At 58.6% G+C, this 23,307-nt stretch carries 21 protein-coding genes; 3 read left to right on the forward strand and 18 right to left on the reverse strand.

Annotation, left to right across the window (positions count from 1 at the left end):
• The first annotated feature begins 3 nt into the window (after positions 1-3).
• The 3 genes from ACZ5D1_RS04590 to ACZ5D1_RS04600 all read left to right on the forward strand — a co-directional run bounded on the left by ACZ5D1_RS04590 (position 4) and on the right by ACZ5D1_RS04600 (position 4,254).
• Positions 4-2,274 (forward strand): hydrogenase iron-sulfur subunit, encoded by a 2,271-nt coding sequence (locus tag ACZ5D1_RS04590; RefSeq protein WP_011367140.1) that lies wholly within the window; start codon positions 4-6, stop codon positions 2,272-2,274.
• A gap of 13 nt (positions 2,275-2,287) precedes the next feature.
• Positions 2,288-3,442 carry a quinone-interacting membrane-bound oxidoreductase complex subunit QmoC gene (gene qmoC / locus ACZ5D1_RS04595; protein ID WP_011367141.1) on the forward strand — a complete coding sequence of 385 codons (1,155 nt, stop codon included), beginning with the start codon at positions 2,288-2,290 and terminating at the stop codon, positions 3,440-3,442.
• 71 nt (positions 3,443-3,513) lie between these two features.
• On the forward strand, positions 3,514-4,254 hold the full coding sequence (locus tag ACZ5D1_RS04600; RefSeq protein WP_464556059.1) for a hypothetical protein: 741 nt from the start codon (positions 3,514-3,516) through the stop codon (positions 4,252-4,254).
• 282 nt (positions 4,255-4,536) lie between these two features.
• Here ACZ5D1_RS04600 and ACZ5D1_RS04605 read toward each other — a convergent pair whose 3' ends face one another.
• The 18 genes from ACZ5D1_RS04605 to rpsB all read right to left on the reverse strand — a co-directional run bounded on the left by ACZ5D1_RS04605 (position 4,537) and on the right by rpsB (position 23,267).
• The gene (locus ACZ5D1_RS04605; RefSeq protein ID WP_011367143.1) at positions 4,537-4,872 is read right to left on the reverse strand and encodes a hypothetical protein; all 336 of its coding nucleotides are present in this window, start codon (positions 4,870-4,872) and stop codon (positions 4,537-4,539) included.
• A gap of 21 nt (positions 4,873-4,893) precedes the next feature.
• Positions 4,894-6,309 (reverse strand): YIP1 family protein, encoded by a 1,416-nt coding sequence (locus ACZ5D1_RS04610; protein WP_464556061.1) that lies wholly within the window; start codon positions 6,307-6,309, stop codon positions 4,894-4,896.
• A gap of 76 nt (positions 6,310-6,385) precedes the next feature.
• Complete coding sequence (locus ACZ5D1_RS04615; protein ID WP_464556062.1) at positions 6,386-7,666, reverse strand: glycosyltransferase; 1,281 nt, start codon at positions 7,664-7,666, stop codon at positions 6,386-6,388.
• On the reverse strand, positions 7,659-8,837 hold the full coding sequence (locus ACZ5D1_RS04620) for a glycosyltransferase family 4 protein (protein ID WP_464556064.1): 1,179 nt from the start codon (positions 8,835-8,837) through the stop codon (positions 7,659-7,661). The genes ACZ5D1_RS04615 and ACZ5D1_RS04620 overlap by 8 nt, the downstream gene beginning before the upstream one ends.
• 213 nt (positions 8,838-9,050) lie before the next feature.
• Positions 9,051-9,911, reverse strand: coding sequence for a flagellar export chaperone FliS (fliS, locus tag ACZ5D1_RS04625; protein ID WP_464556065.1), 861 nt, complete (start codon positions 9,909-9,911; stop codon positions 9,051-9,053).
• A gap of 21 nt (positions 9,912-9,932) precedes the next feature.
• Positions 9,933-11,660: a flagellar filament capping protein FliD gene (gene fliD / locus ACZ5D1_RS04630; protein WP_464556066.1), complete on the reverse strand. Its 1,728-nt coding sequence runs from the start codon at positions 11,658-11,660 to the stop codon at positions 9,933-9,935.
• Between the two features lie 266 nt (positions 11,661-11,926).
• Positions 11,927-12,772, reverse strand: a complete 846-nt coding sequence (gene tsaB, locus ACZ5D1_RS04635; RefSeq protein WP_051363960.1) for a tRNA (adenosine(37)-N6)-threonylcarbamoyltransferase complex dimerization subunit type 1 TsaB — start codon at positions 12,770-12,772, stop codon at positions 11,927-11,929.
• Positions 12,773-12,781: 9 nt separating this feature from the next.
• Complete coding sequence (gene rseP, locus ACZ5D1_RS04640; protein WP_027181894.1) at positions 12,782-13,864, reverse strand: RIP metalloprotease RseP; 1,083 nt, start codon at positions 13,862-13,864, stop codon at positions 12,782-12,784.
• 57 nt (positions 13,865-13,921) lie between these two features.
• Entirely contained in the window at positions 13,922-15,169 is a 1,248-nt protein-coding gene (gene dxr / locus ACZ5D1_RS04645) for a 1-deoxy-D-xylulose-5-phosphate reductoisomerase (protein ID WP_464556529.1), read from the reverse strand.
• Complete coding sequence (locus tag ACZ5D1_RS04650) at positions 15,150-16,625, reverse strand: pyridoxal phosphate-dependent decarboxylase family protein (protein WP_011367152.1); 1,476 nt, start codon at positions 16,623-16,625, stop codon at positions 15,150-15,152. Before ACZ5D1_RS04650 ends, dxr begins: the two co-directional genes overlap by 20 nt.
• A gap of 30 nt (positions 16,626-16,655) precedes the next feature.
• Positions 16,656-17,465: a phosphatidate cytidylyltransferase gene (locus ACZ5D1_RS04655; protein WP_011367153.1), complete on the reverse strand. Its 810-nt coding sequence runs from the start codon at positions 17,463-17,465 to the stop codon at positions 16,656-16,658.
• Positions 17,462-18,193 (reverse strand): isoprenyl transferase, encoded by a 732-nt coding sequence (locus ACZ5D1_RS04660; RefSeq protein ID WP_464556068.1) that lies wholly within the window; start codon positions 18,191-18,193, stop codon positions 17,462-17,464. The genes ACZ5D1_RS04655 and ACZ5D1_RS04660 overlap by 4 nt, the downstream gene beginning before the upstream one ends.
• Before the next feature lie 211 nt (positions 18,194-18,404).
• On the reverse strand, positions 18,405-18,959 hold the full coding sequence (gene frr, locus ACZ5D1_RS04665) for a ribosome recycling factor (RefSeq protein WP_011367155.1): 555 nt from the start codon (positions 18,957-18,959) through the stop codon (positions 18,405-18,407).
• Positions 18,960-18,964: 5 nt separating this feature from the next.
• Positions 18,965-19,681 carry a UMP kinase gene (gene pyrH / locus ACZ5D1_RS04670; RefSeq protein ID WP_011367156.1) on the reverse strand — a complete coding sequence of 239 codons (717 nt, stop codon included), beginning with the start codon at positions 19,679-19,681 and terminating at the stop codon, positions 18,965-18,967.
• Between the two features lie 65 nt (positions 19,682-19,746).
• Complete coding sequence (locus ACZ5D1_RS04675; protein ID WP_011367157.1) at positions 19,747-20,517, reverse strand: glycosyltransferase family 2 protein; 771 nt, start codon at positions 20,515-20,517, stop codon at positions 19,747-19,749.
• Complete coding sequence (locus ACZ5D1_RS04680; RefSeq protein ID WP_027181898.1) at positions 20,514-21,674, reverse strand: DegT/DnrJ/EryC1/StrS family aminotransferase; 1,161 nt, start codon at positions 21,672-21,674, stop codon at positions 20,514-20,516. The genes ACZ5D1_RS04675 and ACZ5D1_RS04680 overlap by 4 nt, the downstream gene beginning before the upstream one ends.
• 190 nt (positions 21,675-21,864) lie before the next feature.
• Complete coding sequence (gene tsf, locus ACZ5D1_RS04685) at positions 21,865-22,461, reverse strand: translation elongation factor Ts (protein WP_011367159.1); 597 nt, start codon at positions 22,459-22,461, stop codon at positions 21,865-21,867.
• A 23-nt stretch (positions 22,462-22,484) separates the two neighbouring features.
• On the reverse strand, positions 22,485-23,267 hold the full coding sequence (gene rpsB / locus ACZ5D1_RS04690) for a 30S ribosomal protein S2 (RefSeq protein WP_011367160.1): 783 nt from the start codon (positions 23,265-23,267) through the stop codon (positions 22,485-22,487).
• Between the last annotated feature and the right edge of the window lie 40 nt (positions 23,268-23,307).

Genomic DNA, 23,307 nt, shown 5'->3' on the forward strand with positions numbered 1-23,307 from the left:
GCAATGGCCAAGAAAATAGGCGTATATTTCGATAAGTCCAACATCGGCGCCGGGCTTGATCTTGACGCGCTTTCCGATGTGGTGACCGGCAAGTTCGGCGGCTCGTGTCCTGTTGTAAAAGTATTTCCTGTGCTCGGTGCGGAAACCGCCCGTCAGGAAATCCGTCAGGACATAGCTGAAAATGAACTTGACGGTGTACTCATTATCGGTTCGTCGCCCCGTGTGGACTGGGACCTGTACCGCTTTGAAGGCGTGACCGTGGAACGCGTTAACCTGCGCGAGCAGGGCGTTCTTGGCTACGGTGCAAAAGTGGAAGCAGGCGAGGATGCCGAAGCCGACGAAGATCTTTTCAAACTGGCTGCCGACTATGTCCGCATGGGTGTGGTCAAGCTGACCAAAATGGAAGAAGCCGGCGGCGGCGAAGTGGAAAGCGTGCGCACCATCATGGTGCTGGGTGGCGGATGGACCGGTCTTACCGCGGCTGTCAATGCTGCCAATTCCGGTTACGATGTGGTGCTGGTGGAAAAGGAAGCCGAACTTGGCGGACGTGCCAAGGGGCTTTTGAAGACCGTGCCGCTGAAGTATCCCTACACCGATGTGCACGATACGGGCATTGAGCAGAAAATAGCTGCCGTTGAAGGCAATGAGCGCATCACTGTGCTTACCTCTGCCAAGGTGCGCAAGGTTTCGGGGCAGCCGGGCCAGTTTACCGCGGTTGTAAAAACCAAGGACGGCAATCAGGAAATTCCGGTAGGTGCCATTGTGATGGCCACCGGCTGGCAGCCCATGGATGCCGGTGTCATGGCTCCCTTCGGCTATGGAACTCTCGAAGGTGTGGTCACCGCTGCAGAGTTTGAAAAAATGGCCAAGGAAGGCACCCTGAAAGCCAGAAGAGTAGCTTTCATCCTGAATACCGGCCTTGTGGACGGCGGTGATATTTACACGTCTGTCTGCGATGAAGAACCCGCAGAGGCCGCCGCAGCCAAGCCCGAGGCCGAAGACGACGAGCAGACCTCCTACGAGCACAAGGACCTTGAGTCCTTGCGCCACCTGCCGTACACCAACGCCATCAGCAGCGTTGTGGCTCTGAAGCAGGCAGGCTATGTGTGCGATGCCAGCGAAGACGGACAGGCTTTTATCCTGTACGACTCCATGGTGGTGCAGGGCATACACGAGCGCTTCTACAAAGCCGCTCAGGACAAGCTGGGCGTCATGATGTCCAAGGCCGACATTACCGGTGTCGCACAGGCCGAAGACGGTGGCCTGCTGGTGCGCGCTGCCAACACCCTGATGGGTGAAGATGTCGAAATCAGGGTGGACATGGTTGTACTGCCCACCGGTATGGTTCCTTCCACCGCCAAAGACCCGGTGGTATGGTTCGATTACCGTCAGGGGCCGAATCTGCCCGACCTTGATCTCTTTGACGGCTATGCCGATTCCAACTACATCTGCTTCCCCTACGAAACCCGTCGTACCGGGTTGTACGCCGCAGGCTGCGTCCGTCAGCCCATGATGCTGGACGCGGCCGAAGAAGATGCCATCGGGGCCACCATGAAGGCCATCCAGTGCATCGAATCGGCAAACCGCGGCATGGCTGTACATCCCCGTTCGGGCGACCTGTCGTACCCCATATTCAACTTCGTGCGTTGCACCCAGTGCAAACGCTGCACCGAGGAATGTCCGTTCGGCGCGCTGGACGACGATGAAAAGGGAACGCCGAAGCCCAACTTCAGCCGGTGCCGCCGCTGCGGTACCTGCATGGGCGCCTGCCCCGAGCGTGTCATTTCGTTCGCCAACTACAACATCGATCAGATCGGTTCCATGATCCGCGAGATCGAAGTTCCGGACGACATGAACGCCGGCGGTCCCCGCGTTCTCATTCTGGCCTGCGAAAACGACGCCTATCCTGCGCTGGATATGGCCGCACTTCGCGGGCATCACTGGAGTCCCTACGTGCGTATCATTCCTGTGCGCTGCCTTGGATCGGTCAACGCAATCTGGGTTGCCGACGCCATGTCAAAGGGTATCGACGGTGTGATGCTGCTGGGCTGCAAGTACGGTGACGATTACCAGTGCCATTTTGTCAAAGGCTCTGAAATCTGCAACCGCCGCAAGGAAAACATTGCCGAGACGCTCAACCGTCTTGGTGTGGAACCTGAACGCGTGGAGCAGTACGAAGTCGCCATCGACGAATACGACAAGCTGCCCGGCATGATCGACGAGTTCATGAACATGATCCTTGAAAAGGGCCCCAACCCGTTCAAGGGTTACTAGGAGGAGATGGAAGATGGCTCAGCCTGTACGTATCGAACCAGATCTGCAGTTTGTGAAGGAGTTGCAAGCTGTCGGTGGAGAGTCGCTGAAAAAGTGCTATCAGTGCGCCACCTGCAGTGTGGCGTGCCCCATCTCCCCCGCCAGCAATCCCTACCCCCGCAAGGAGATGGTGTGGGCATCGTGGGGTATGCGCGACAAGCTGCTCAACAATGTGGATATCTGGCTTTGTCACAACTGCGGCACCTGCTCCGACCTGTGCCCCCGCGGTGCAAAGCCCGGTGACCTGCTGGCGGCTTTGCGCAACATGGCCTATCAGCGCCTCACAAAGCCTTCCATTGTCGGTAAATGGATGAGCTCGCCCAAGTATCTGCCTATTCTGTTCGGCATTCCGGCCGTGCTGTGGGCAGTGGTCTGGATGATCATGGCCAGCGTGAACGGTACTGTGATTCCCGAAGGCACCATCGTTTTCGGCAAGCTGTTCCCCGGCGATTTCACCATAGACCCCATCTTTATTGTTACGTTCTTCAGTATGGTGGGCATATTCTGGAAAGGCACAAGAAATCTGATTGCTTCGTTTAAACCGGAAGGCAAAACGCTGGTGCTGGGCAAAACCAAGCACTGGATTCTGCATCTGGTGGACGTGCTCAGAGAAGAGATTCTGACCCATTCCAAGTTCAAGGACTGCGGTGACGACCGTTCCGACCGCAAGGTGGGACACATGGCTGTATTCTACAGCTTCATCATTCTGATGATCGTCACCGCCATTGTGGCCGCAGGACACTGGGGCGGAAAGGTTATTCCGGCCATTGCGCTGCATACCCCCATGCCGCTGCTGTTCCCTGTGAAAATTCTGGCCAACATCGGCGCCATTATGCTGGTTGTGGGGCTGGCTATTCTCACACACCGCCGCCGTCAGCAGGATCCTGAGAAGACCAGATCGAACTACTACGACTGGTATCTGCTCAATGTGATCTGGTTTGTCACGCTGACCGGTATCGGAGCACAGCTGTTCCGTCTGGCTGATATCGCTCCCGTGGCCTACTTCGTCTACTACCTGCACCTTGTGTCTGTGTGGATGCTGTTCGCATACCTGCCCTGGTCCAAGCTGGGCCACCTGGTGTACCGTACAGCCGCACTTACCTACGTGCGGATGATGGGCCGTCGCTAGTCACGTAACGGCGTGCCTTTGGGCGCCCCGATAAAGAACGATAAAACTTTTCCTTGAAATAGGAGGCAGAAATGTCTGACGAAGCTCGCAGAGTATTTAAAATGGAGACTATCCTCGGCCTTATCGCCGGTAAGCGCGGTGCCGACATCTCCGACCTGCTCGGGTTCCTTTCCCAGCGCGACCTTTCCGAAGTGGAAGAAGGCGCTGTGGCTCCCATTGCCAGAGGCTGGCTGTACAGCATGCACCCCGACTTCATGAAATGTGAGTTTGCAGAAACTGATGTTTTTGAAGAATGGGCTGCCAAGCAGGCTGCCCGTCTGGGTGACAACGTATCCATTGAGGCCATACCCGCCGCAGAAATGGCCGGCATATCGGCCGTGCTTGATAAAATGGCCGCCGATGCTGCCGCCAATGCCGCTCAGGCCGCAGAAATAGCCGCACTGAAGGCACAGGTTGCCGAACTGACCCCCTTTAAGGCCGAAGCCGAAAAGCTGGGCAAAGAAGTGGAAAGCCTGAAGGGCAAGCTGGATACCGCCCAGACCGATGCCGCCAAGACCAAGAAGGAACTTGCCGGATTCAGCGGTAAAGTGGCCATCAATGAAAATGAGATTGAATCCAGCGTTAAGGACATTGTCTCGCGCGCTGTGAAAGATGCGCTTAAAGCGCTGCCCGTGGGTGCGGCTGCCGGTGTTGCAGCTGCCGAAGTGGCAGAAGAAGCCGCCGCAGGCTTTGATGAGTCTGCCGGTTCCGATGTTCCCGAGGACTTCGGTTTCGGTGCTTCCGGTTCCGACGGCGACGGCTTCGGCTTTTAGTATGTGAGGATAGAATCCGGTTTACCGGATTGTAACACCCTACGGTTGGCCCGGCTGCTTATGCAGTCGGGCCTTTCTTATGGTGTTCTTACCGGATACGTTCAGGTGTGCGGTGTTTTTTCCGGCGCAGTGTGCAGAGGCGGTTCCGTGGGGGAGTGGGGGGAGCGGGGTACTCCGCCGCGGGGTATGCCGCGGAACGCACAGTACCTTTCAGCGGGCAGAAAAACGTCCGGCAGCAGCGCTGCCGGACGTTCTGGTGAGTCTCGGTCCGGGGGTATCTGGCTACTGAAGTCTGTCAGTAGGGGCGGGAGTGGTCTGAACGCTTTCTATCAGCAGTTCACGGGACTGCAGCAGACTGTCATGCAGCTCAAGGCGTCTTTGGACCGAAAGCCTGTTGAATTCCGGCCTGCCCACAAGATCGAGCAGCTGGTCCATTTCGGCCTGAATGCGCTGTATGCGTTCGTACGGTACCGCATGGCGCGGGCCGGTGCGTACTGCAAGTTCGGTCAGACCGCGTAGTTCAGCCGCCAGCCTGCCTATGGTGTTCGGCGCGATACGGTCGGCATATCGCCGCCGTTGCTGCATTTCAGAAAAAAAGCGCTTGATGCGTCTGAACATGCTTACTCCCGCTGATGGCGGTTAAACCAGAGCCGACAACATGTTGCGTAAAACCATAACAATGAAAATGAGCAGAAGAAGGTAAACGGGCAGTGCCGCGAAAATAGCCTTGCCCCAGCTTATTCTGTGTCCGTGCTTGATGCCTGCAAGTGTGAGCGCAAAGTACCACAGCGGCCCCACAATCTGACCGAAAAACGGGAACAGTGCCAGCAGCCCGACGGCGTTGGCATAGGCCACAACGCGGAATGTGGTGACAAAACCGCCTTTATCGCCCCCCACAAGCCGCAGAAAAACCTGATACAGACCGGACAGCATGATCAGCTTGAGCACCAGAAAGACTACGGACATCAGAAGTATGGAAATGCTGCCTGTGGACTGGACCATCTGATTGAAAAAATCAGCAAGTGGGCTGGCGGCAATGGCTTCGCGGTACATGCGCGCAGTGGCGAGAACCCAGCCCCGCGTTGCCAGTTCTTCAAACATACCCGTCAGCAGATAAAAAGTGATGGGCGCTGTGATGGTCAGACCGGGACGCATGGTGCCGAAAAAACGGGCAGGTGAAAATATGACCCGCTTGGCGGTTTCCATAAAAGCGCCCACAAACCCGAATCTGTCCGGCCATTCCCAAGGAATATCTTGCGGTTCCGGCCTGTTGAGTCTGTCGTGCAGGTCGTCGGGAATGGCGTAAGTCTCTTCTTCCGCCTCCACCCGACGGGTGACGGGGTCGTCACTGTAGCGGGTCTGGTCCGGGTTGTCTGCAGCGGGGGTGGTCTGCCAGAAGTCGTCGGGTTGCGCACGGGAAGTGTCATCGTCATCCCCTGCGTGTTCTTCCGCTTTTACCGTACCCAGCGGGTCACGTCTGGCATTTGCATGTCTTTCGATAACATCATCAAACTGTTTACGCTGCGGAGCGGCTTCGGCAGGGCTGCCGGCATCGGCTTCTGTTGTATGCCCCTGTGTGCCGTGTCCGGATGCATCGGGCGTGTTCCGTACAGCGGCAAAGGCGTTGTCCGCCTGTGCGGTGGCGCTGCCGGTGGCGGTGGGCGGGGCGTTCTGTCCGTCGGCGGCTGATGCTGCATCGTCGTCTGGCGCGCCGGTAATTTCTCCGGCAGCTTCGTCGTTGCCGCCCGTGTGTCCGCTCTGCGGTTTTTTATCACCCAATGAGGCTATATCGTCCCATATGTCACCGCTGGCAGCGGGGGCTGCGGTGTGCACAGGGCGCGGTATGGCCTGCCCTGAATCGTGTAGCGGCGGTCGGTCCTGATGCCGGCCTGCAGTCTCGGTATCGGGCTCCAGCACAAATTCATCCTGCTGCGAAAAATCACGGAAACGGAATTTGTGTCTGCACTTGGGGCAGGTGGCAAGAGCCGCTGAAGCGGGAATTTTGGATTCGTCGACATGACGTGTGAACTGGCATTCGGGACAACGTATCTGCATGAATTAACCCTCGGGGAAGTAATCAGCCAAGTTTATGTTGAGTGGAGCGGCAAATCAAGAAGTGAGACACTCTGATTTATCCGGCGGGGCCCAGCAGGATAAGCGTGACAGTGTTGTAACAGGCTTCCACGGCAGAAAAAAATTGTGCGGGAAGCGTGGGGTAGGCTTTGTTGAGACGGTGGGCGTTGCGCCCTGCGGCATTGTCGAAAACAGCAAGTTTGGCGGCAAGGGCCGCTTCGTCTTTGTGCAGTCGTGAAAGATGTCTGATGGTTATGGCAGGTGCTAACGCCAGATTACCTTCTGTTCCCTGCGCCACCTCATGCACGCGTCCGCGGAAGTGCAGCCCTGCGCTGCGGCGCATAAGGCGCAGCTGCATGTCGGGCCACATGCCGAATCCCGCCAGCATGGTATCCTTGTCCGGCCAGAAGGTCACCCGGGGAAACAGTACTCCTCCGGCACCATGTTCTGCGGCAGCATGAACAACAGCGGGCAAAGCCTGCCACTGTTTGCTGTCAAAGCGTTCGTCACCGTCAAGAAAAAGCACCCATGAGCCTGTAGCATGACGCAGTGCCTCGTTGCGCTGGCGGGAAAAATCATTTGCCAGCGGTCGTGCCAGATGGCGTACAGTACAGGCTGCCTGTGGCACACCGGCGGGCACGCGGTCGGCGTCCCATACGATGACGGCTTCGGCCAGCCAGTGCGGCAGCTGAGCGAAAAATTCTTCCAGCCGGGGTTCCTGCGGATGCAGGATGGCGCAGAAGCTTACAGCTTCTGCCGGAGGGCAAGGCGGAGAGGCTGGGGCCGTGACGGCACCGGCAGAAAGCAGCAGGCGCTGAATCTGTCTGTAAAATGTTTTTTCGGCAGGGGGCAGTGCTGTATTAAGCATCATGGTGGAACGGGCGGCGGTGCGTCCGGTGGCAAGCAGCAGATACACCAGGGCTTTGGGGGATGTATCGCACAGCACGGTGTGCCTGCCCTGCATCCACCATACGGCACCGGCGTCTGCCGGTGTGCCGGTGCTGTCGGGGAAAGCGGCACGGAGCTTTTCCGGAGAGGCTTCCACCACGGTCAGGGTGCGTCCGGCGGGAAGACGCCGGGCCAGTGCGGCAGCGGCGCTGCCGTCGCCCAGTCCCATGAGCAGCACATGAGGGTGCGGTACGCGCTGTGCTGCACGCAGCATGGATTCCGTTGTGCGCATGGGGTCTGCCTGCTGTCCGTCCGCTTTTTGTCCGTCTGCGTTGTTTCTGCAGGATATTTGCGTGGCCGCAGGGCGAGCGGTGTCTGCCTGTATCTGCCCCAGCTGCCACGGCAGGACGGCAAGCGTGTATTGTCGCAGCAGGGCGGAAAAATCAGTCACGGCAGTGTGCTCCGCACCGGTTGTGCTGCAGCGCTTCCGGCATGTTTTCAGACCGTTCGATACCCAGCAGGTGACAATAAAGCGCGGCCAGACGGCTGGTTATGTGCAGCCTGTCAAAGCAGCGTACCGCCTTCTGCTGTGCTGCGATGCCCATGCGTCTGGCTTCGTCGGGATTGCGCAGCAGAAAGGCCAGCGCCTGAGCATACTCCTGAGGCGTCTGCGCCACCAGACCGGTGATATTGTGTTCCACAAGTTCTGTCTGCGCGTTGTCGCGCCAGCCGTCGCACGGGTGCGTGACCACAGGCAGCCCGCAGGCCATGGCCTCTGCAATGGCAAGGCCGAAACTTTCGCCCGCATCGTTGGCGTGGGCCAGCACGGAAAGTCCGTCAAGAAATTCGGCCAGACTGCTTTCGTCCCGCAGGGGCGGGCAGAACATGACATTGTTTTCCAGCCCGTGGCGGCGGACATATTCCGCAGCTTCGTCCAGCGCGCCCACAATCCGGTATTGCAGGTCGGGAAAGTCCTGCACGAGATGCGGCAGAAACGAGAGGGCCAGCTGCGACCATTTGCCTTTGTCGGCACGGGCAAGGCGGCCGATAACCGGTCTGCTGTAGTCCCGTTGGTGCGGCGGACGCGTGCGGACGGCCAGAAAATCAGTATCCACGGGGTTGTAAAGCACCACACGCCGGGGCGGTTGTACCGGAATGCCGTGCAGATGTTCGAAACGCGCCGCGCAGAAATGTGAGACAAAAATGGTCGAGTCCACATCGCGTCCCGAGGGCGAATCGTCCAGTCTGCCGAATACGTTTGTTTCGACCACCACAGGCAGCAGCGCACAGGGGCGTCTGCCTGTGCGGCGGCGCAGAGCCTGCACGGGGCGCATAAGCTCGGGTTCGGGCCAGCCTGCTCTGTGCACATGGATAACGGCCGGCCGGTGATTGCGCACGGCAGCGGCAATATCGTCGCCGATGAAAACGGGAATGCCGCTTTCGCGCAGCTGTTCGCCGCGTTCTCCGTCGCGCGGGCTCCATACGGCGGGGGCAAACTGCACATCATCGGGGGGGCGGGGCACGGAGGCAAGGGTCTGCACCAGAATCTGCATGACCTTTTCGGTGCCGCCCAGCCCCAGTGATTTGACGGCATGAAGAACCGGAATGCGTGAGTGACCCATAGGCGGTAACTTAGCGCAGAGCAGCAGTATTGAAAAGAAAAACCCTGAGGAGCACAGAGACCGCGGGGCGGTGCCCGTTGCCCGTTTCAGGTCGGCGCCGGTGCTGTATAAAGCCGGAGCGGCCGGACCGCAGCCATCTTGGGGGGGAATATGGCAGGCGTCAGCCGCTCCGGTATGGGGGGGATATGGTAAGACGGCAGGCTTTTTCCGCCGTTATGAACCTGCTGTCTTGCGGTACATGTTTGCACCGAATTTGCGGGCGTTGAATCCGAACCCTGCGGGACGCGGCTGTTCTGCTGCCGCTTGCTGTTCTTGTCCGGCTTGCTGTTCAGGCGCGGGGGCGGACTGCTCCGTGGTTGCTGCGGGCTGCTGCGGTGCGGACGGCCCGGGGGCAGCTGCGGGCTGCTGCGCAGTGTGCGTTGCAGCGGGAGCCTGCGCAGGAGCGGCATAGCCTTGCCGGGCAGCGGAACCGAAGCCCGCCATTCTGCCCGGTCCTGCCGGGGGAAAAGCCGGTGCTGCGGCTTCCTGCGCTGCAGGCTGCGGTGCGGAAGCAGGCGTGTTCTGAGCGCCGTAGCGTCTGGCCGCAGCGCCGCTGCCAAGTGCGGGACCGCCGGACGGGGCTGCCTGAGGCATCATGTTGCGGTGCTGTTTGGTGGCGGCATCTGCCCGCTGTTTTGCGGCCAGCTGTTTCTGTGCTTCTATGGCCTCGGGTGTGTCCATAATCTGCGCATAGGCACTGCGCAGTCCGGACAGAATGCGGATGACTTCGTCAATCAGCGTCACGTCCATCTTCAGGTTGGCATTGAGCAGACGGGTGGAGCAGTAAAAGTACAGCTTGTGCAGATTTTCAGCCAGCTCGGGGCCCTGTTCGGGATTCAGACTGCCGTCCAGTTCGTTTATGACGTCCAGAGCCTTGGAGATAAGTATGCCCTTGGCAGCATAATCCCGCTGGGCAATCTTGTCTTTTGCCTGATTGAGGAACTTGATGGCTCCGTCATACAGCATAAGAAGAAGCTGCCCCTGAGAGGTGGTGGACACCTGTGTCTGGAAATAGGCATGGGCTGCCTTCTGCATGGTCGTCTCCTGTATGTCTGTCTAGCTCTTGTTCATCTGCTGTATGGCCGAACTGAGAGCCTGAGTCTGCTGGTCGTATGTGGTCAGCGTCGCTTCGAGACGCGAGAATTTAAGGCGCATGTTCTGCTCCCATTTCATCAGGCGCGTCTCTTCGCGGTCTATTTTTTCTTCAATTTCGTAGATGATGTCTTTGTAGTTGCGTTCCAGAATTTTCAGCGTGCCGTCGGTCGAGGTCATTTCCTTCAGCGTATCGGAAATTTCACCCATTTTGCCCTGACGCAGGCGCACAGCGTCGCTGTAAGAACCTTGCGTCATGTTATCCACGCGTACGGCCAGACCTTTTGCGGGGCCTTCCAAGGCGATTATCTGGTGGCTGCCCTGTTCCACCTTGGCGGCAAAGCCACCTATGGAGGCGTTTATAATGTTGCCGGAAGCGTCGATTTCGTATGCAACTTCATATTTGCCGGGCTTGGTGATGCCGTTGACGTGCGATTCGTACGAAAAGTCGGCACTGTCTGAAAGCCCTTCACCGCTGGCGGCAAACAGAGCGGCAACTTCGTCCGGTGTTTTTTCCAGCGCTTCACGCAGCTTCACGTCGTCCACTTCCAGCAGGCCGTTGTTGACCGAGCTTTCATCCGAGTTGGTCAGTATGCCTATCTGAGCGAGCGAGCTGTAAATATCACCCTTTGTCTTTCCGTCTTCCTCGTACTGGTAATCGAATCCCGGCGAGCGGTTCGATGTGATCTGCTTCAGGCGTGATGAAACCAGCTGCACACCGTAGTTGCCTGTAAGAACAGAGCCTTTTTCCGCATCAAACTGGCTGGTGGCCTTGGTGGCGTCTTCCCGTTTTTTTGCGTCGCTGACCTTGGTCAGGTCTTTAATTTTGGTGCGTACGGCATTCATGCCGTCCACAAATGCATGGACGTTTTCAATGATCTTATCAATGTCGGTGTCCACGGAAACCTGTGTCACGCCGGTATCACGCAGGTTGATGGTCAGCCCTTCTATGGCTTCGGTCAGTGTGTTGCTGGATGATTCCAGCCACGAACCGCCCGGCCAGTTGTTGATGCGGTACTGGGCGTTTTGCGGTGCCTGCTGGTGCCAGAACGCAGGGTCAAGGTCAAAGGCTGTCAGCGAGGTGGAAGAATCGATGCTGAGCGTGTTGCCCGCCCCCAGATCCATCCCTTTGAGCTGGAACATGTACTGATCGCCCGTTTTGATAAGCGAGGCTCTGACTCCCGGATTCTGGGAGTCTTTGTTGATCATGTTGACCAGCCCTTCCAGCGTGGTGCCGTTGGCAACAGAGATGGTATGCTGCTTGCCCTTGTAAGAATATACGAATTCCTGCGTGCTCCCCGAGGTGTTGATGGAGGCTTTTTTGTCGCTGAATCCGTTCTGGTAGGTCAGAATGGCATTGGTTGCCAGCTGGCCGACCTCCAGCTTGTACGACCCTTCAAGCGCCTGAGTATTGGCTTTGGCTGTGGCTATGCTGGCGTCAGAAGAGGCCGCTGTCTTGGTCATGAACTCGCTGATGGTGTCCATGCCGTCAACAATGGTCTTCAGTTTGCCTATTTCTGTACGGATATCCTGAAACGCTTCGAGGCGCTTTTCCCAGTCGCCTTTCCACAGTTCCATGCGGTTTTTCTGGATGCTTTCCACCTTTTTCAGCTGATCGATCATGGAGCTGAAATCGGTGCCGGAAGAAATACCGTCAAACCGGATGCCGCCTGAGAGCAGTTCTGTAGCCATATTTCACACCTCGGGCATTTTTTTCCTGAACGGGGTTGCCCGCAGGGTCAAATGCAAGGAAAATGCCATGCAGCCGGCCTCCGGCGCCAAAATAACTCCGCAAGGGACGCTGCAGGGGCATGTCCGTGCCACCCTGTATCACTTATCGGCGGCACACGGCAGAACTTTACCTGCCGTGTGCCGCCGACTGCCGGCTGCAATGAAAAGGCCGCCACGCTGTGACGGCCTGAAGTTCAGTATTGCCTGCGTATTTCAACGCCGGTTCATCAGGATGTCGTGAGCCTGTGCAGGGCTTCAACGGCTTTTTCGGGCTGCATGCCGCGGGCAGCGGCCATGCGCGGCAGGTTTTCCTCCGCGTCGCAGCCCCTCACGTATTCCGGCTCGACCGGCTCATGGCTCCATACCGCGTCTGCCGTGGCGGCAAGCAGCGCCTCGGGCCGCACATGGCTGAACCGTGCCGGAAGCAGCGAGTGGCTGATACCCGCCGCGGTCAGGTGCCGGCATATGGCTTCGGCGTTACGCTGCACGCCGCTGCCGAAAAGGCAGGCCTTGCAGCCGCAGGATTGTGTGACCGCGGCCATATGCGAGCACGCGTCGGCTACACCGAAGGTGGTGACCGGATGCAGGGGGACGGCTGTGCCGGTGTTGTCGGGTCTGAACCCCTGTACCATCACCTGATCACGCCGGGCGTGCAGCACGGCCCACAGCAGGGGGGAGCCGCAGTCCGCGGCGTGCAGCACCGCAGCCGCATCCGCTGCCAGCGCCGCCGTGTAGGATACTCCCGCGCAGGGTACATTGAGCGCCCGTGCCATGCCCAGCGCCGTGGAAAGGGCAAGCCGCAGACCGGTAAAACCGCCCGGACCGTTTACAACGGCAATGCGGCCGATCTGCTGCATGGACACCCGCATGCGTTTCATGGCGTCCTGTATGGCCGGAGCAAGGATTTCCGTTCCCTGCCGCGGTACGGTCATTTCAAAAGAAAACAACAGTCCGGCCTGCTGTGTGCCGTCGGCGCAGGCATTGCCTGCGGCAACCTGCAGCCTGCCTTCGGCGGCATTCAGTACCAGTGTTATTTCCTGCGGCGCGGAAGTTTCGTTACGTTGTGTCTTCATGGAATTGCGTTACTGGGTGAATAGTGAACGGGCGATGTCGTTGAACGTGGCAAGCGCCATGAGCATGAGCAGCAACACCAGCCCCGCCTGTGTGGTCAGGTGCTGTATCCGCTGGGGTACGGGCCGCCGGAAAATGGTTTCCAGCGAAAGAAACAGCAGGTGACCGCCGTCAAGCACGGGCACGGGCAGCAGGTTGAGCAGGCCCAGGTTCACACTGATAAGCGCGGTAAGCGCCAGCAGGGGAGAAAGGCCGTTCTGTGCCTGTTCGGTAACCATCTGCGCGATCATTATGGGCCCGCCGACGGTATCCAGCGGTACCACCCGCTGGAAAAGCTTGAGAAATCCCTGACCGGTGAGGGCGATCATATCCCATGTGTGCACTGCGCCTTTGGTCAAGGCGTCCACCGGACCCAACGGCTTGTGCAGCGTGGCACCCGATGCATGCACGCCGATGATCAGGGCGTGCTCGTCTTCGCCGAACAGGTTTTTACGCACCTGCTCTTCCGGTTTCACGGAAAGCGTGAGGGTTTGCGCCCCGGCGGCGGCAGGACGGCTGATGACTATTTCCACAGGGGCGCCGCTGCCCGCGCTGATGGTTTCGGAGACATCGCTCCAGTATTCTATGGTGCGGCCCTGTATGGTGAGAATGCGGTCACCCTTGCGGATGCCTGCGTGCTGTGCCGGACTGCCGTCCTGCACGCCGCCCACTTCGGGTACCAGAAACATCTGGCCCTGAACCCAGAAAAGCCCCCAGTACAGAAGCCAGGCCAGCAGAAAGTTGAACAGAGGACCGGCGGCAATGACAATCATGCGGTGCCATGCCGGTCGCAGGGCAAAGCTTTCGTGCCTGCTGAATCCTTCGGGCAGGTCGGCTTCATCCTGTTCGCCCACCAGCTGCACATAGCCCCCCAGCGGAACCAGTGCCAGACGGTAATCCGTCTGCCCGCGGCGGAAGCCGAAAAGCCGCGGCCCGAAGCCCAGTGAAAAGGTCTTGACCCCGATACCGAGACTGCGTGCTGCTGCAAAGTGGCCGAGTTCATGAAAGAAAATAAGTCCGCCGATGACAAGAATGACGGAAAGAGTGCTTACCATATAGGTTATCCAGGCGGGTTCCGAAGTATCGCGGCGCAGGCCGCGGAGAAAACGCGTCTAGCCGCGGGCGCCCGCAAGGTCGGCCGTGACGCGTCGTGTCGTCTTATCCAGTGTGAGGATGCTTTCAACCTCATCATACATGTTTTGGTGCGGTGCCGCATCGTGTGCCTGCATGGCCGCTTCGATAAGCCGGGGAATATCCAGAAAGGCGATGGCGCCCTGCAGAAAAAGGTCCACGGCAACTTCATTGGCGGCGTTCAGGACCACAGGCAGACCGTTGCCTCCGGCGTATGCCTTCCGTGCAAGCTCAAGGCATGGAAACAGAGATATGTCCGGAGATTCAAAGGTCAAGCTGCCCACTGACAGCAGGTCGAGCGGTTCCACTCCGGTATGCATGACCCGCGGCCAGCCCAGACAGTAGGCAATGGCTATGCGCATGTCGGGTGTGCCCATGTGGGCTATCTGCGACCCGTCGTTGTATTCCACCAGCGAGTGGATGATGGACTGGGGATGTACCACCACTTCCACCTTTTCCAGCGGAGCGTTGTACAGATGGCAGGCTTCGATGACCTCCAGCCCTTTGTTCATCAGCGTTGCCGAGTCAATGGATATTTTGGCTCCCATGCTCCAGTTGGGATGGTTCAGGGCCTGTTCACGGGTGACAGATTGCAGAAACGTTCTGTCGCGCCCGCGGAAAGGCCCTCCTGACGCGGTGAGGATGATGCGCCGCATCTGCGCGGCGTCGTGGCCCTGCAGCGCCTGAAAGATTGCGTTGTGTTCGGAGTCCACAGGCAGAACGGAGGCACCTGTTTCGTGGCACAGCCTGCGGATGAGTCCGCCGGCAAGCACAAGCGATTCTTTGTTGGCCAGCGCGATGGCTTTACCAGCCCGGGCGGCGGCCACGGTGGCGCGCAGTCCCGCAGCGCCCACCTGCGCGGAAAGCACGCAGTCGGCTTCGGGCAGGGCGGCCAGAAATTCGTATCCTTCCTGTCCTGTATGTATGCGCGGTCTGTATCCGGCGGGCAGCAGCGATGCAAGCTCATCGGCAGCGGTACCGTTGATGACTGCCAGATGAGGCGGGCGGTAGGCTGCCGCCTGACGTGCCAGCAGACGCACATTGCGGGCGCCTGCCAGTGCGGTGATGCGGAAAAGTTCCGGCTGCCTTTCCACCACGCGCAGGGCACTGGTGCCTATGGAACCGGTGCTGCCCAGCAGCACCAGTGAACGCGGAAAACGGCTGTTCCACGCGGCGTCGGGCAGGGGGGATATATAGCCATTCACGCCGTCATTCTCCTGCTGTTTCATGTTCATCCGGCCGGGCAATCCGTGTGCCTATGGCAGTAAGCGTGTTGAAAATAAGCGTAATGTCTTCCGGTGTGGTGCGGTGGTTTGCTATGCACACGCGCACGCCGGCCCGCCCGTTCACGGCTGCGGGGGTGAGCAGCGCTGTGCCGCTGCGTTCCAGCTCTTCAATCATCTGCAGCTGCAGGTCATCAATCTGCTGCTCTGTCCAGCCCCCGCGCACAGCAGCCGAAGGGGTATAGCGGCCGCACACGATGGAAAGAGGCGCAGGGGCAAGAGGTTCCCACTCCGGATGGTCGCACATCAGCCGGTAAAGCTGCCGTGCCAGCTCCATATTGCGGCGTATGATGCGTGCAATGCGCAGACGGCCGTAGCTGCGGAAGGCGAACCAGACTTTCAGGGCCCTGTTGGCGCGCGAAAGGATAAACGTGGTGTTTTTAAGGTCATGGGGATTTTCAGCCCCCAGATAAGCTGCCTTTGCACGGAATGTTTCCAGCTGTTGTTCTCTGCTGCGGAAAAGGGTTATGCCGCATTCCAGCGGTACAAAAAACCATTTGTGCGGATCAACGCAGACAGAATCGGCCAGTTCGATGCCGGCCAGCAGCGGGCGCAGTTCGTCGGCCAGCATCACGGCACCGCCGTATGCGGCATCCACGTGCATCCACATGTTTTCGCGGCGGCAGATGGCGGCAATGTCCGGCAACGGATCCACGGCACCCGTGGTGACGCTTCCCGCCTGCGCCACAACGCAGAACGGCAGCCGTCCGGCCCTGCGGTCCTGCTGTACGGCTTTTTCCAGTTCGTGCGGTATCATGCGGCAGGCACTGTCACTGGGAACGGCGCGCACGTTGTCTTCGCCGATGCCCAGCAGCACGGCCGAGCGGGTGACCGACATGTGCCCCTGATCGGAAACATACAGCACCAGCGGCCGTTCAAGCCCCTGCATGCCGCGGGCATGCACCTGCGGAGCGTGGACGCGCCGTGCCACGGTAAGCCCCATGAGATTGGCCATGGTGCCGCCGCTGACAATGGTGCCGCCCCATCCTTCAGGCATGCCGAACATGCCGGCAAACCAGCCGAGAACAATCTCTTCCAGCACGGTTGCGGCCGGTCCGCCCTTGAAGCTCAGCGGAGCCTGATTAAGGCCGGTACACAGCATGTCGCCTATGGTTCCTGCCGGTCCGGGGCTGGTGGTGATCCATGCCAGAAAACGGGGATGGCCGATGCGGGTGGAATATGGCTCGATATGCCGCGCCACTTCACCTATGACGGCTTCAGGGCCATGGCCTTCATCCGGCAGGTCGCACGGAATGATGGCTGCCAGTTCTTCAAAGCTGATGTTCTGTTTCACAGGGTCGCAGGCAATGGCCCTGATGCGTCCGGCTATCAGTTCCGCTGCCTGCTGGAGATTCTGCTCCAGATTATCGAGATCAAGCGTCTCGAATTGTTTCCGGGTCATGAAGGTGTGTCCTTGAAAAATACCCTTGTCTTACTGGAAAAAAGGCACAAGGCGGCTTGCACCCGCGTATGCCGGCAACACAAGCAGCAGACTGTCTATGCGGTCCAGCAGGCCGCCGTGACCCGGCAGAGCGCTGCCGGAATCTTTGACCCCCATGGTGCGTTTAAGCGCGGATTCAAAAAAATCACCCATCTGCGATGCAATGTTCAGCACTATGCCGAGCAGCATCCATGCCCAGAGTGAAGTCTGCGGATTGCCCACGGTGGCTCCGGCCAGCATACAGATGCCGGTACAGAATATAAGGCCGCCCAGACTGCCTTCCCAGCTTTTTTTAGGGCTCACACGGGGCCATATGCGTTTTTTACCGCAATAGGTTCCGGCATAGTATCCGCCCGTGTCCGAGGCAAAGGCCGCACCAAGAACCAGCAGCAGTTCCAGCGGCAGCATGCCCAGTGCAAAGTGCAGTGTGACAGGCAGATACAGAAGCCCTGCGGTAAGCACCTGTGCATCCTGAAAACGTGCGGAATCGTCACCGCTGCCGTAGCGGGTGAGAAAGCTGAGTGACGCCGCCCAGAAAGAGATCAGCATGATGCCCAGCATCCATTCGTGGGCGTTGTAGGCTCCGGCCAGCAGCAGGGCGGCACCGGCGGTGTATCCGGTGATTTTATAAAAGCAGCGGGTGCCGCGCTGCCAGAACATGGCGTAGAATTCGCGCAGCCCCAGCAGGGCGGCTGCCAGAATAAGTGCAAAAAGAAACCAGCCGCCCATGAACAGAGCGCCCGCCAGAACAGGTAGCAGAATGAGCGAGGTGAGTATGCGTTTGCGGTGCGAACTGATCATGACTGTTTCTGCTCCTCGGTCCGGCCGAAACGGCGGCTGCGCATGGCATAGGCGTGCAGCGCCTCGTCCAGCTGTTCGCTGCCGAAGTCGGGCCATGCAATGTCGGTGAAATAAAGTTCGCTGTAGGCGCTCTGGTACAGCAGAAAGTTAGAAAGCCTGATTTCTCCGCTGGTGCGGATTACAAGGTCGGGGTCCGGCTGGCCGGCTGTCCACAGAAAGCTGCTGAAAAGCTCTTCCGTGACATCCTGCTCCGGGATGCCTGCGGCCATGAGTCTGCGGCAGGCCTGCACAATGTCTGCTCTGCCGGAATAGTTGAGCGCCAGATTCAGATGCAGAGCCGTGTTGCGGGCCGTGCGGGCCATGGCGTGATCCAGCGCCTTGCGGGCGGCCATGGGCAGTGCGCTTAAATCGCCGAAGACGGAAAGGCGGATGTTCTCGCGCTCCATGGCGGGCAGTTCATCACGCAGAAAGCTGACCAGCAGATCAAAGAGGAACCCCACTTCTTTTTTGGGCCGTCCCCAGTTTTCCTGCGAAAACGCGTAAAGAGTCAGATGGCTGATGCCCAGCTCGCGGCAGCGGGTGACCACCGTGCGGACAGCGCGGCTTCCGGCTTTGTGCCCTTCGCTGCGCGAAAGCCCTCTGGCCGTTGCCCACCTGCCGTTGCCGTCCATAATGATGGCAATATGTGCGGGCAGACTCCGTTCCTGGGGCGTCTTCGGTTGGGTCAAGGGGTAACTCCTTGAAATGTATGTGTATGTTGTTGTAATGAAAACAGTATCTTGTACCCCCTAAGCCGATAGGGGTCAAGGCCGCAGCTGCCTGCTGCGGCGTGAAAAAAGAAACCGCGGGTGTAAAAAAACGCCGCCGGACATGGCCCGGCGGCGCAAGCAAAAAGCATGTCGCGCATGTTTTCCGGCATTGCCGTGCCGGCAGGCGCTGCTATACTTCCATGATTTCTTTTTCTTTTTTGGCCAACACTTTTTCAGACTTGGCAACAAACGCATCAGTGAGCTTCTGCACTTCGTCCTGACCGCGTTTCATGTCGTCTTCAGTAATGGCTTTGTCTTTTTCCATCTTTTTAATCTGCTCATTGGCGTCGCGGCGGATATTGCGCACGGCCACCTTGGCATCTTCGGTGTACTTTTTGGCTACCTTCACCAGTTCCTTGCGGCGCTCTTCGGTAAGGGGCGGCATGGAAATGCGGATGATTTTGCCGTCGTTGATCGGAGTAAGCCCCAGATCGGACTGCATGATGGCTTTTTCAACCAGAGCGAAAGCCCCGCGGTCCCACGGCTGAATGGTGATGGTGCGGCTGTCGGGCACAGCCACGGAAGCCAGCTGGTTGATGGGCGTGGGGGTGCCGTAGTAATCCACCTTGATGGAATCGACAAGCGATGTGGAGGCCCGTCCGGTGCGCAGGCGTCCGAATTCGCGGTCGAGAGCGGCGACTGCCTTTTCCATCCGTTCTTCGGTTTCGAGCAGAATTGTATCCATGTGAGTTAGCCTCCTTGCACTATGGTTCCCACGTCTTCGCCCATGACAGCACGTTTTATGCCGCCTTTGTACATGTTGCAGACGATGATGGGCACGTTGTTTTCCATGCACAGACTGATGGCTGTTGAGTCCATGACGCGCAGGTTTTTCTGCAGCACCTCAATGTAGCTGAGCTGACGGTACATGACTGCATCGTCATGCTGCATGGGGTCTTTGTCGTAAACGCCGTCAACTTTGGTCGCTTTTATGATCACATCGCATTTCAGTTCCATACCGCGCAGCGCAGCGGCTGTGTCGGTGGTGAAATACGGATTGCCGGTACCGGCAGCGCAGATGACCACGCGGCCTTTTTCCAGATGACGCTCGGCGCGGCGGCGGATGTAGGGCTCGCAGACTTCCTGCATGGTTATGGCCGAAAGCACCCGGGTGGCGTGTCCCAGTTTTTCCAGCGCATCCTGCACGGCCACTGCGTTCAGCACGGTGGCCAGCATACCCATGTAGTCTGCCGAAGACCTGTCCATGCCCTTGGCGGATGAGGAAAGCCCGCGGAAAATGTTGCCGCCGCCGATAACCAGAGAGACCTGAAGGCCCATTTCCAGTACCTCGGCGATTTCCCGACATATATTCGAAACCGTTTCAGGGTCAATACCGAACTTCTTGTCGCCGGCAAGAGCCTCGCCGCTCAGTTTGATCAGCGCGCGCTTGTATTTCAGTTCGCTCATCGTTGTCTTTCCTCAATAGTGTTATGCTTGGCCGGTCCGGGGCGGACCGCTGTTTTCTGCGGTGTTCATGAATGATCGTACGGCGCTCCCCAGTCGCCTTCCTGTACGCGGACGTACTTCAGGTATGCGTAAAACGCGCCGTGCGTTGCATTTATAAAGCCTGCACGTCCGTCCAGCATGCCCCGCTGGATGACATACAGCTTGAAAAAACGGGCAAAGCCATGTGCCATACCCGCTGCTATACCACCTTTTTTGCCTTTGCGCCGCAGGTCATCGGCTCCCTGCTGGGCATAGGCGTTGATTTTTTCCAGATGCTGAAAAAAACTTTCGTACGGATAATGCAGTATATCCGCGTCGATGTTCTGTGTGGGGCCCTGCGGGTGAAAAGAATAATGGGCACCGCTTACATGTACCTGCATGAGTGCCGGACGAAACACCCGCAACAACCTGTCGGGATACCAGCCGGAGTGCTTCATGAAACGGTCGTGGTACCAGTTGCGGCGGCGCGGATAGCAGCCGGCAAGACCGGCCGGAGCGGTGCGTACGGTTTTCTGCACCGCCTGACTCAGGGCGGGGGTGCATATTTCATCCTGATCAAGGCTTACGACCCATTCCGTATCAATCTGCGCCAGGGCAAACTCGAATTGTGCCGCAGGGCCGTGCCATGGGTTTTGCAGCACATCGGCGCCGCGGTTGCGGGCTATCTCCACCGTGCTGTCTGTAGAAAATGAATCCACCACCAGCACCCGGTCACAAAATGCGAGCGACGCCAGACATTTGTCCAGCAGACGCCCGCCGTTATATGTGAGTACCAGCCCCGTTATTCCGGATTTCATCTGGCAGATTCCGTGCAGATGGCGCGGATGGCTTCTATGACATCGTCCACATCACCGTCTGACAGTTTGGGGGAAAGGGGCAGGCTGACAGTCTCGCGCCCGTAAGCTGTGGCCACCGGAGTGTCTGCCGGGTCCCAGCCGAAACGGCGCCGGTAGTAGGGGTGTTCGGGAACTGCCAGATAGTGTACGCCCACGCCTATGTTGTGCGCCCTCAGCGCTTCAAGCATGGCGTCGCGTTCCACGCCGCAGCACGCGGCCGACACCCGTATGGTGTACAGGTGGTACGCATGGCGGGTATGTTCCTCGGCGTCGGCGGGCAGGCCTATGCCAAGTCCGGCCAGTCCTTCATTGTACTTCTGCCATATGCAGGCGCGGCGTTTCCAGTATTCTTCCACGCGCCGCAGCTGATGGATGCCCATGGCCGCCTGAATATCCATCATGTTGTACTTAAAGCCGTGATCAACAACCTGATAGTGCTTGTAGCCCGCATCGCTGAATCTGGCCCATGCGTCGGCGCTCATGCCGTGCAGTGCCATTATTTTGCAGCGGTCTATGGCGGCTTTGTCGTCAGAAATGATCATGCCGCCTTCGCCGGTGACGATGTTTTTGGTGGCGTAAAAGCTGAAGCAGCCTATGTGCCCTATGGTGCCGGCTTTGCGCCCTTTGTATTCGCTTTCAATGGCGTGGGCGCAGTCTTCGATGACAATCAGACCGTGTTTGCGGGCCAGCTCCATTATGGGGTCCATATCGCAGCAGCGTCCTGCGTAGTGCACCACCATGATGGCGCGGGTGCGCGGGCCGATGTGCGGGGCTATGGTTTCGGCCGAAATATTAAGCGTGACGGGGTCTGCATCAGCCAGCACGGGAGTACCGCCGGCATGGATGATGGCATTGACCGACGCGCAGAAGGTCATGGCGGTGGTTATCACCTCGTCGCCGGGTGCAAGGTCGAGTGTAAGACAGGCAAGGTGCAGGGCTGCCGTGCACGAGTTGACGGCGGCGGCATGCGCCACGCCCTTGTATGCGGCGAAATCGCGTTCAAACTGATGCACCTTGGGACCGGTGCCGATCCATGCCTTGTGCATGGAGTCCACGACTTCGTCTATTTCGTCCTGTTCGATAAGGGGCTGTCCGAAAACCAGAAAGGACTCACGCATTGTAAGCGGGCTCCGTTACGTTGGGGGTGAAAACGCCCGAAATCTGCCGCGGGGTTGATGTTTTTTTGCCTGTTGCCACGGGGCCGCGTGCAGTCATGCGGCGCCACCGGCCGTTGCCCAAAAAAAGGGGGGCTGTGTGCCCCCCCTTTATAACCGGGTCGTCCGTCAGGGGAAAACCCCGACTCGGCCGTTACGCTCCCAGCTGGAAGCGGCAGAAACGGCCGACAGTGATGTTTTCGCCCAGAGTGGCGATGGTGTCGTTCAGCAGATCGCGGATAACCTTCTTGTCATCACGGATGAAGGGCTGTTCAAGAAGGCATACTTCCTTGTAGTACTTCTTGATAGCGCCATCAACGATCTTTTCCACGATATTTTCGGGCTTGCCTTCGGCAAGAGCCTTTTCGCGGTAGACTGCACGTTCGCGTTCGATGAGTTCTGCATCTACGCCGTTTTCGTCCACGGCCACGGGGTTGGTGGCGGCGATCTGCATGGCCAGGTTTTTGGCCAGTTCGATGAACTGTTCGTTACGTGCCACGAAGTCGGTTTCGCATTTCAGCTCAACCATGACGCCGATTTTGCCGTTGGAGTGGATGTAGGAGCCGATCAGCCCTTCGGAGGTGGCGCGGTCGGCCTTTTTGGCGGCCTTGGAAAGACCCTTCTGGCGCAGCCAGTCAACGGCCTTTGCTTCGTCGCCGTCGCATTCCTGCAGGGCTTTCTTGCAGTCCATCATACCTGCGGCGGTTTTTTCGCGCAGTTCCTTAACCATTGCGGCAGTGATAGCAGCCATATCAAAAACTCCTGAGGGCTTCGTTATTCGGCGGATTCTTCGGCAGCGGGAGCAGCAGCTTCGGCTTCAGCTTCGGCAGCCTGCTTCATGGCTTCTTCAGCGTTCTCGGCTTTGGTTTCCTTGCGCATGGCCTCGCCTTCAAGACAGGCATCGGCAATGTGGCCGACAAACAGCTTGATGGCGCGGATGGCGTCGTCGTTGCCGGGAATGACGTAGTCGATCAGGTCGGGATCGCAGTTGGTATCGGTAACGGCCACGATCGGAATACCGAGGCGGCGGCATTCCTTAACGGCGATGTCTTCGCGGTTGGGGTCGATGATGAAAGCCAGCTGCGGCAGGTTTTCCATATCTTTGATGCCGCCCAGAACCAGATTCAGCTTGTCCATCTCACGGCGCAGGCGAAGCACTTCCTTTTTCTGGTAGCGGTTCACGGTGCCGTCTTCGAACATGACTTCGAGCTTTTTCAGGCGGTCGATGCTCTTGCGGATAGTCTGGAAGTTGGTCAGGGTGCCGCCCATCCAGCGGTTGGTCACGTAGTACTGACCGGCGCGTCCGGCTTCGGTCTGCACAGCTTCCTGAGCCTGACGCTTGGTGCCGATGAAGATAACCTTGCCGCCGCGTGCAACGGTGTCGACCACTTTGTCATGGGCCGTGCGGAACAGCTTTACGGTCTGCTGCAGGTCGATGATGTGGATGCCGTTACGGGCGCCGAAGATGTAGGTACCCATCTTGGGGTTCCAGCGGCGGGTCTGGTGACCGAAGTGAACGCCGGTTTCCAGCATTCCTTTCATAGTTACGTAAGCCATTGTCTTTCTCCTGGGGTTTTGTTTCTTCCACACCGGCCGT

Source organism: Oleidesulfovibrio vietnamensis (assembly GCF_055388115.1).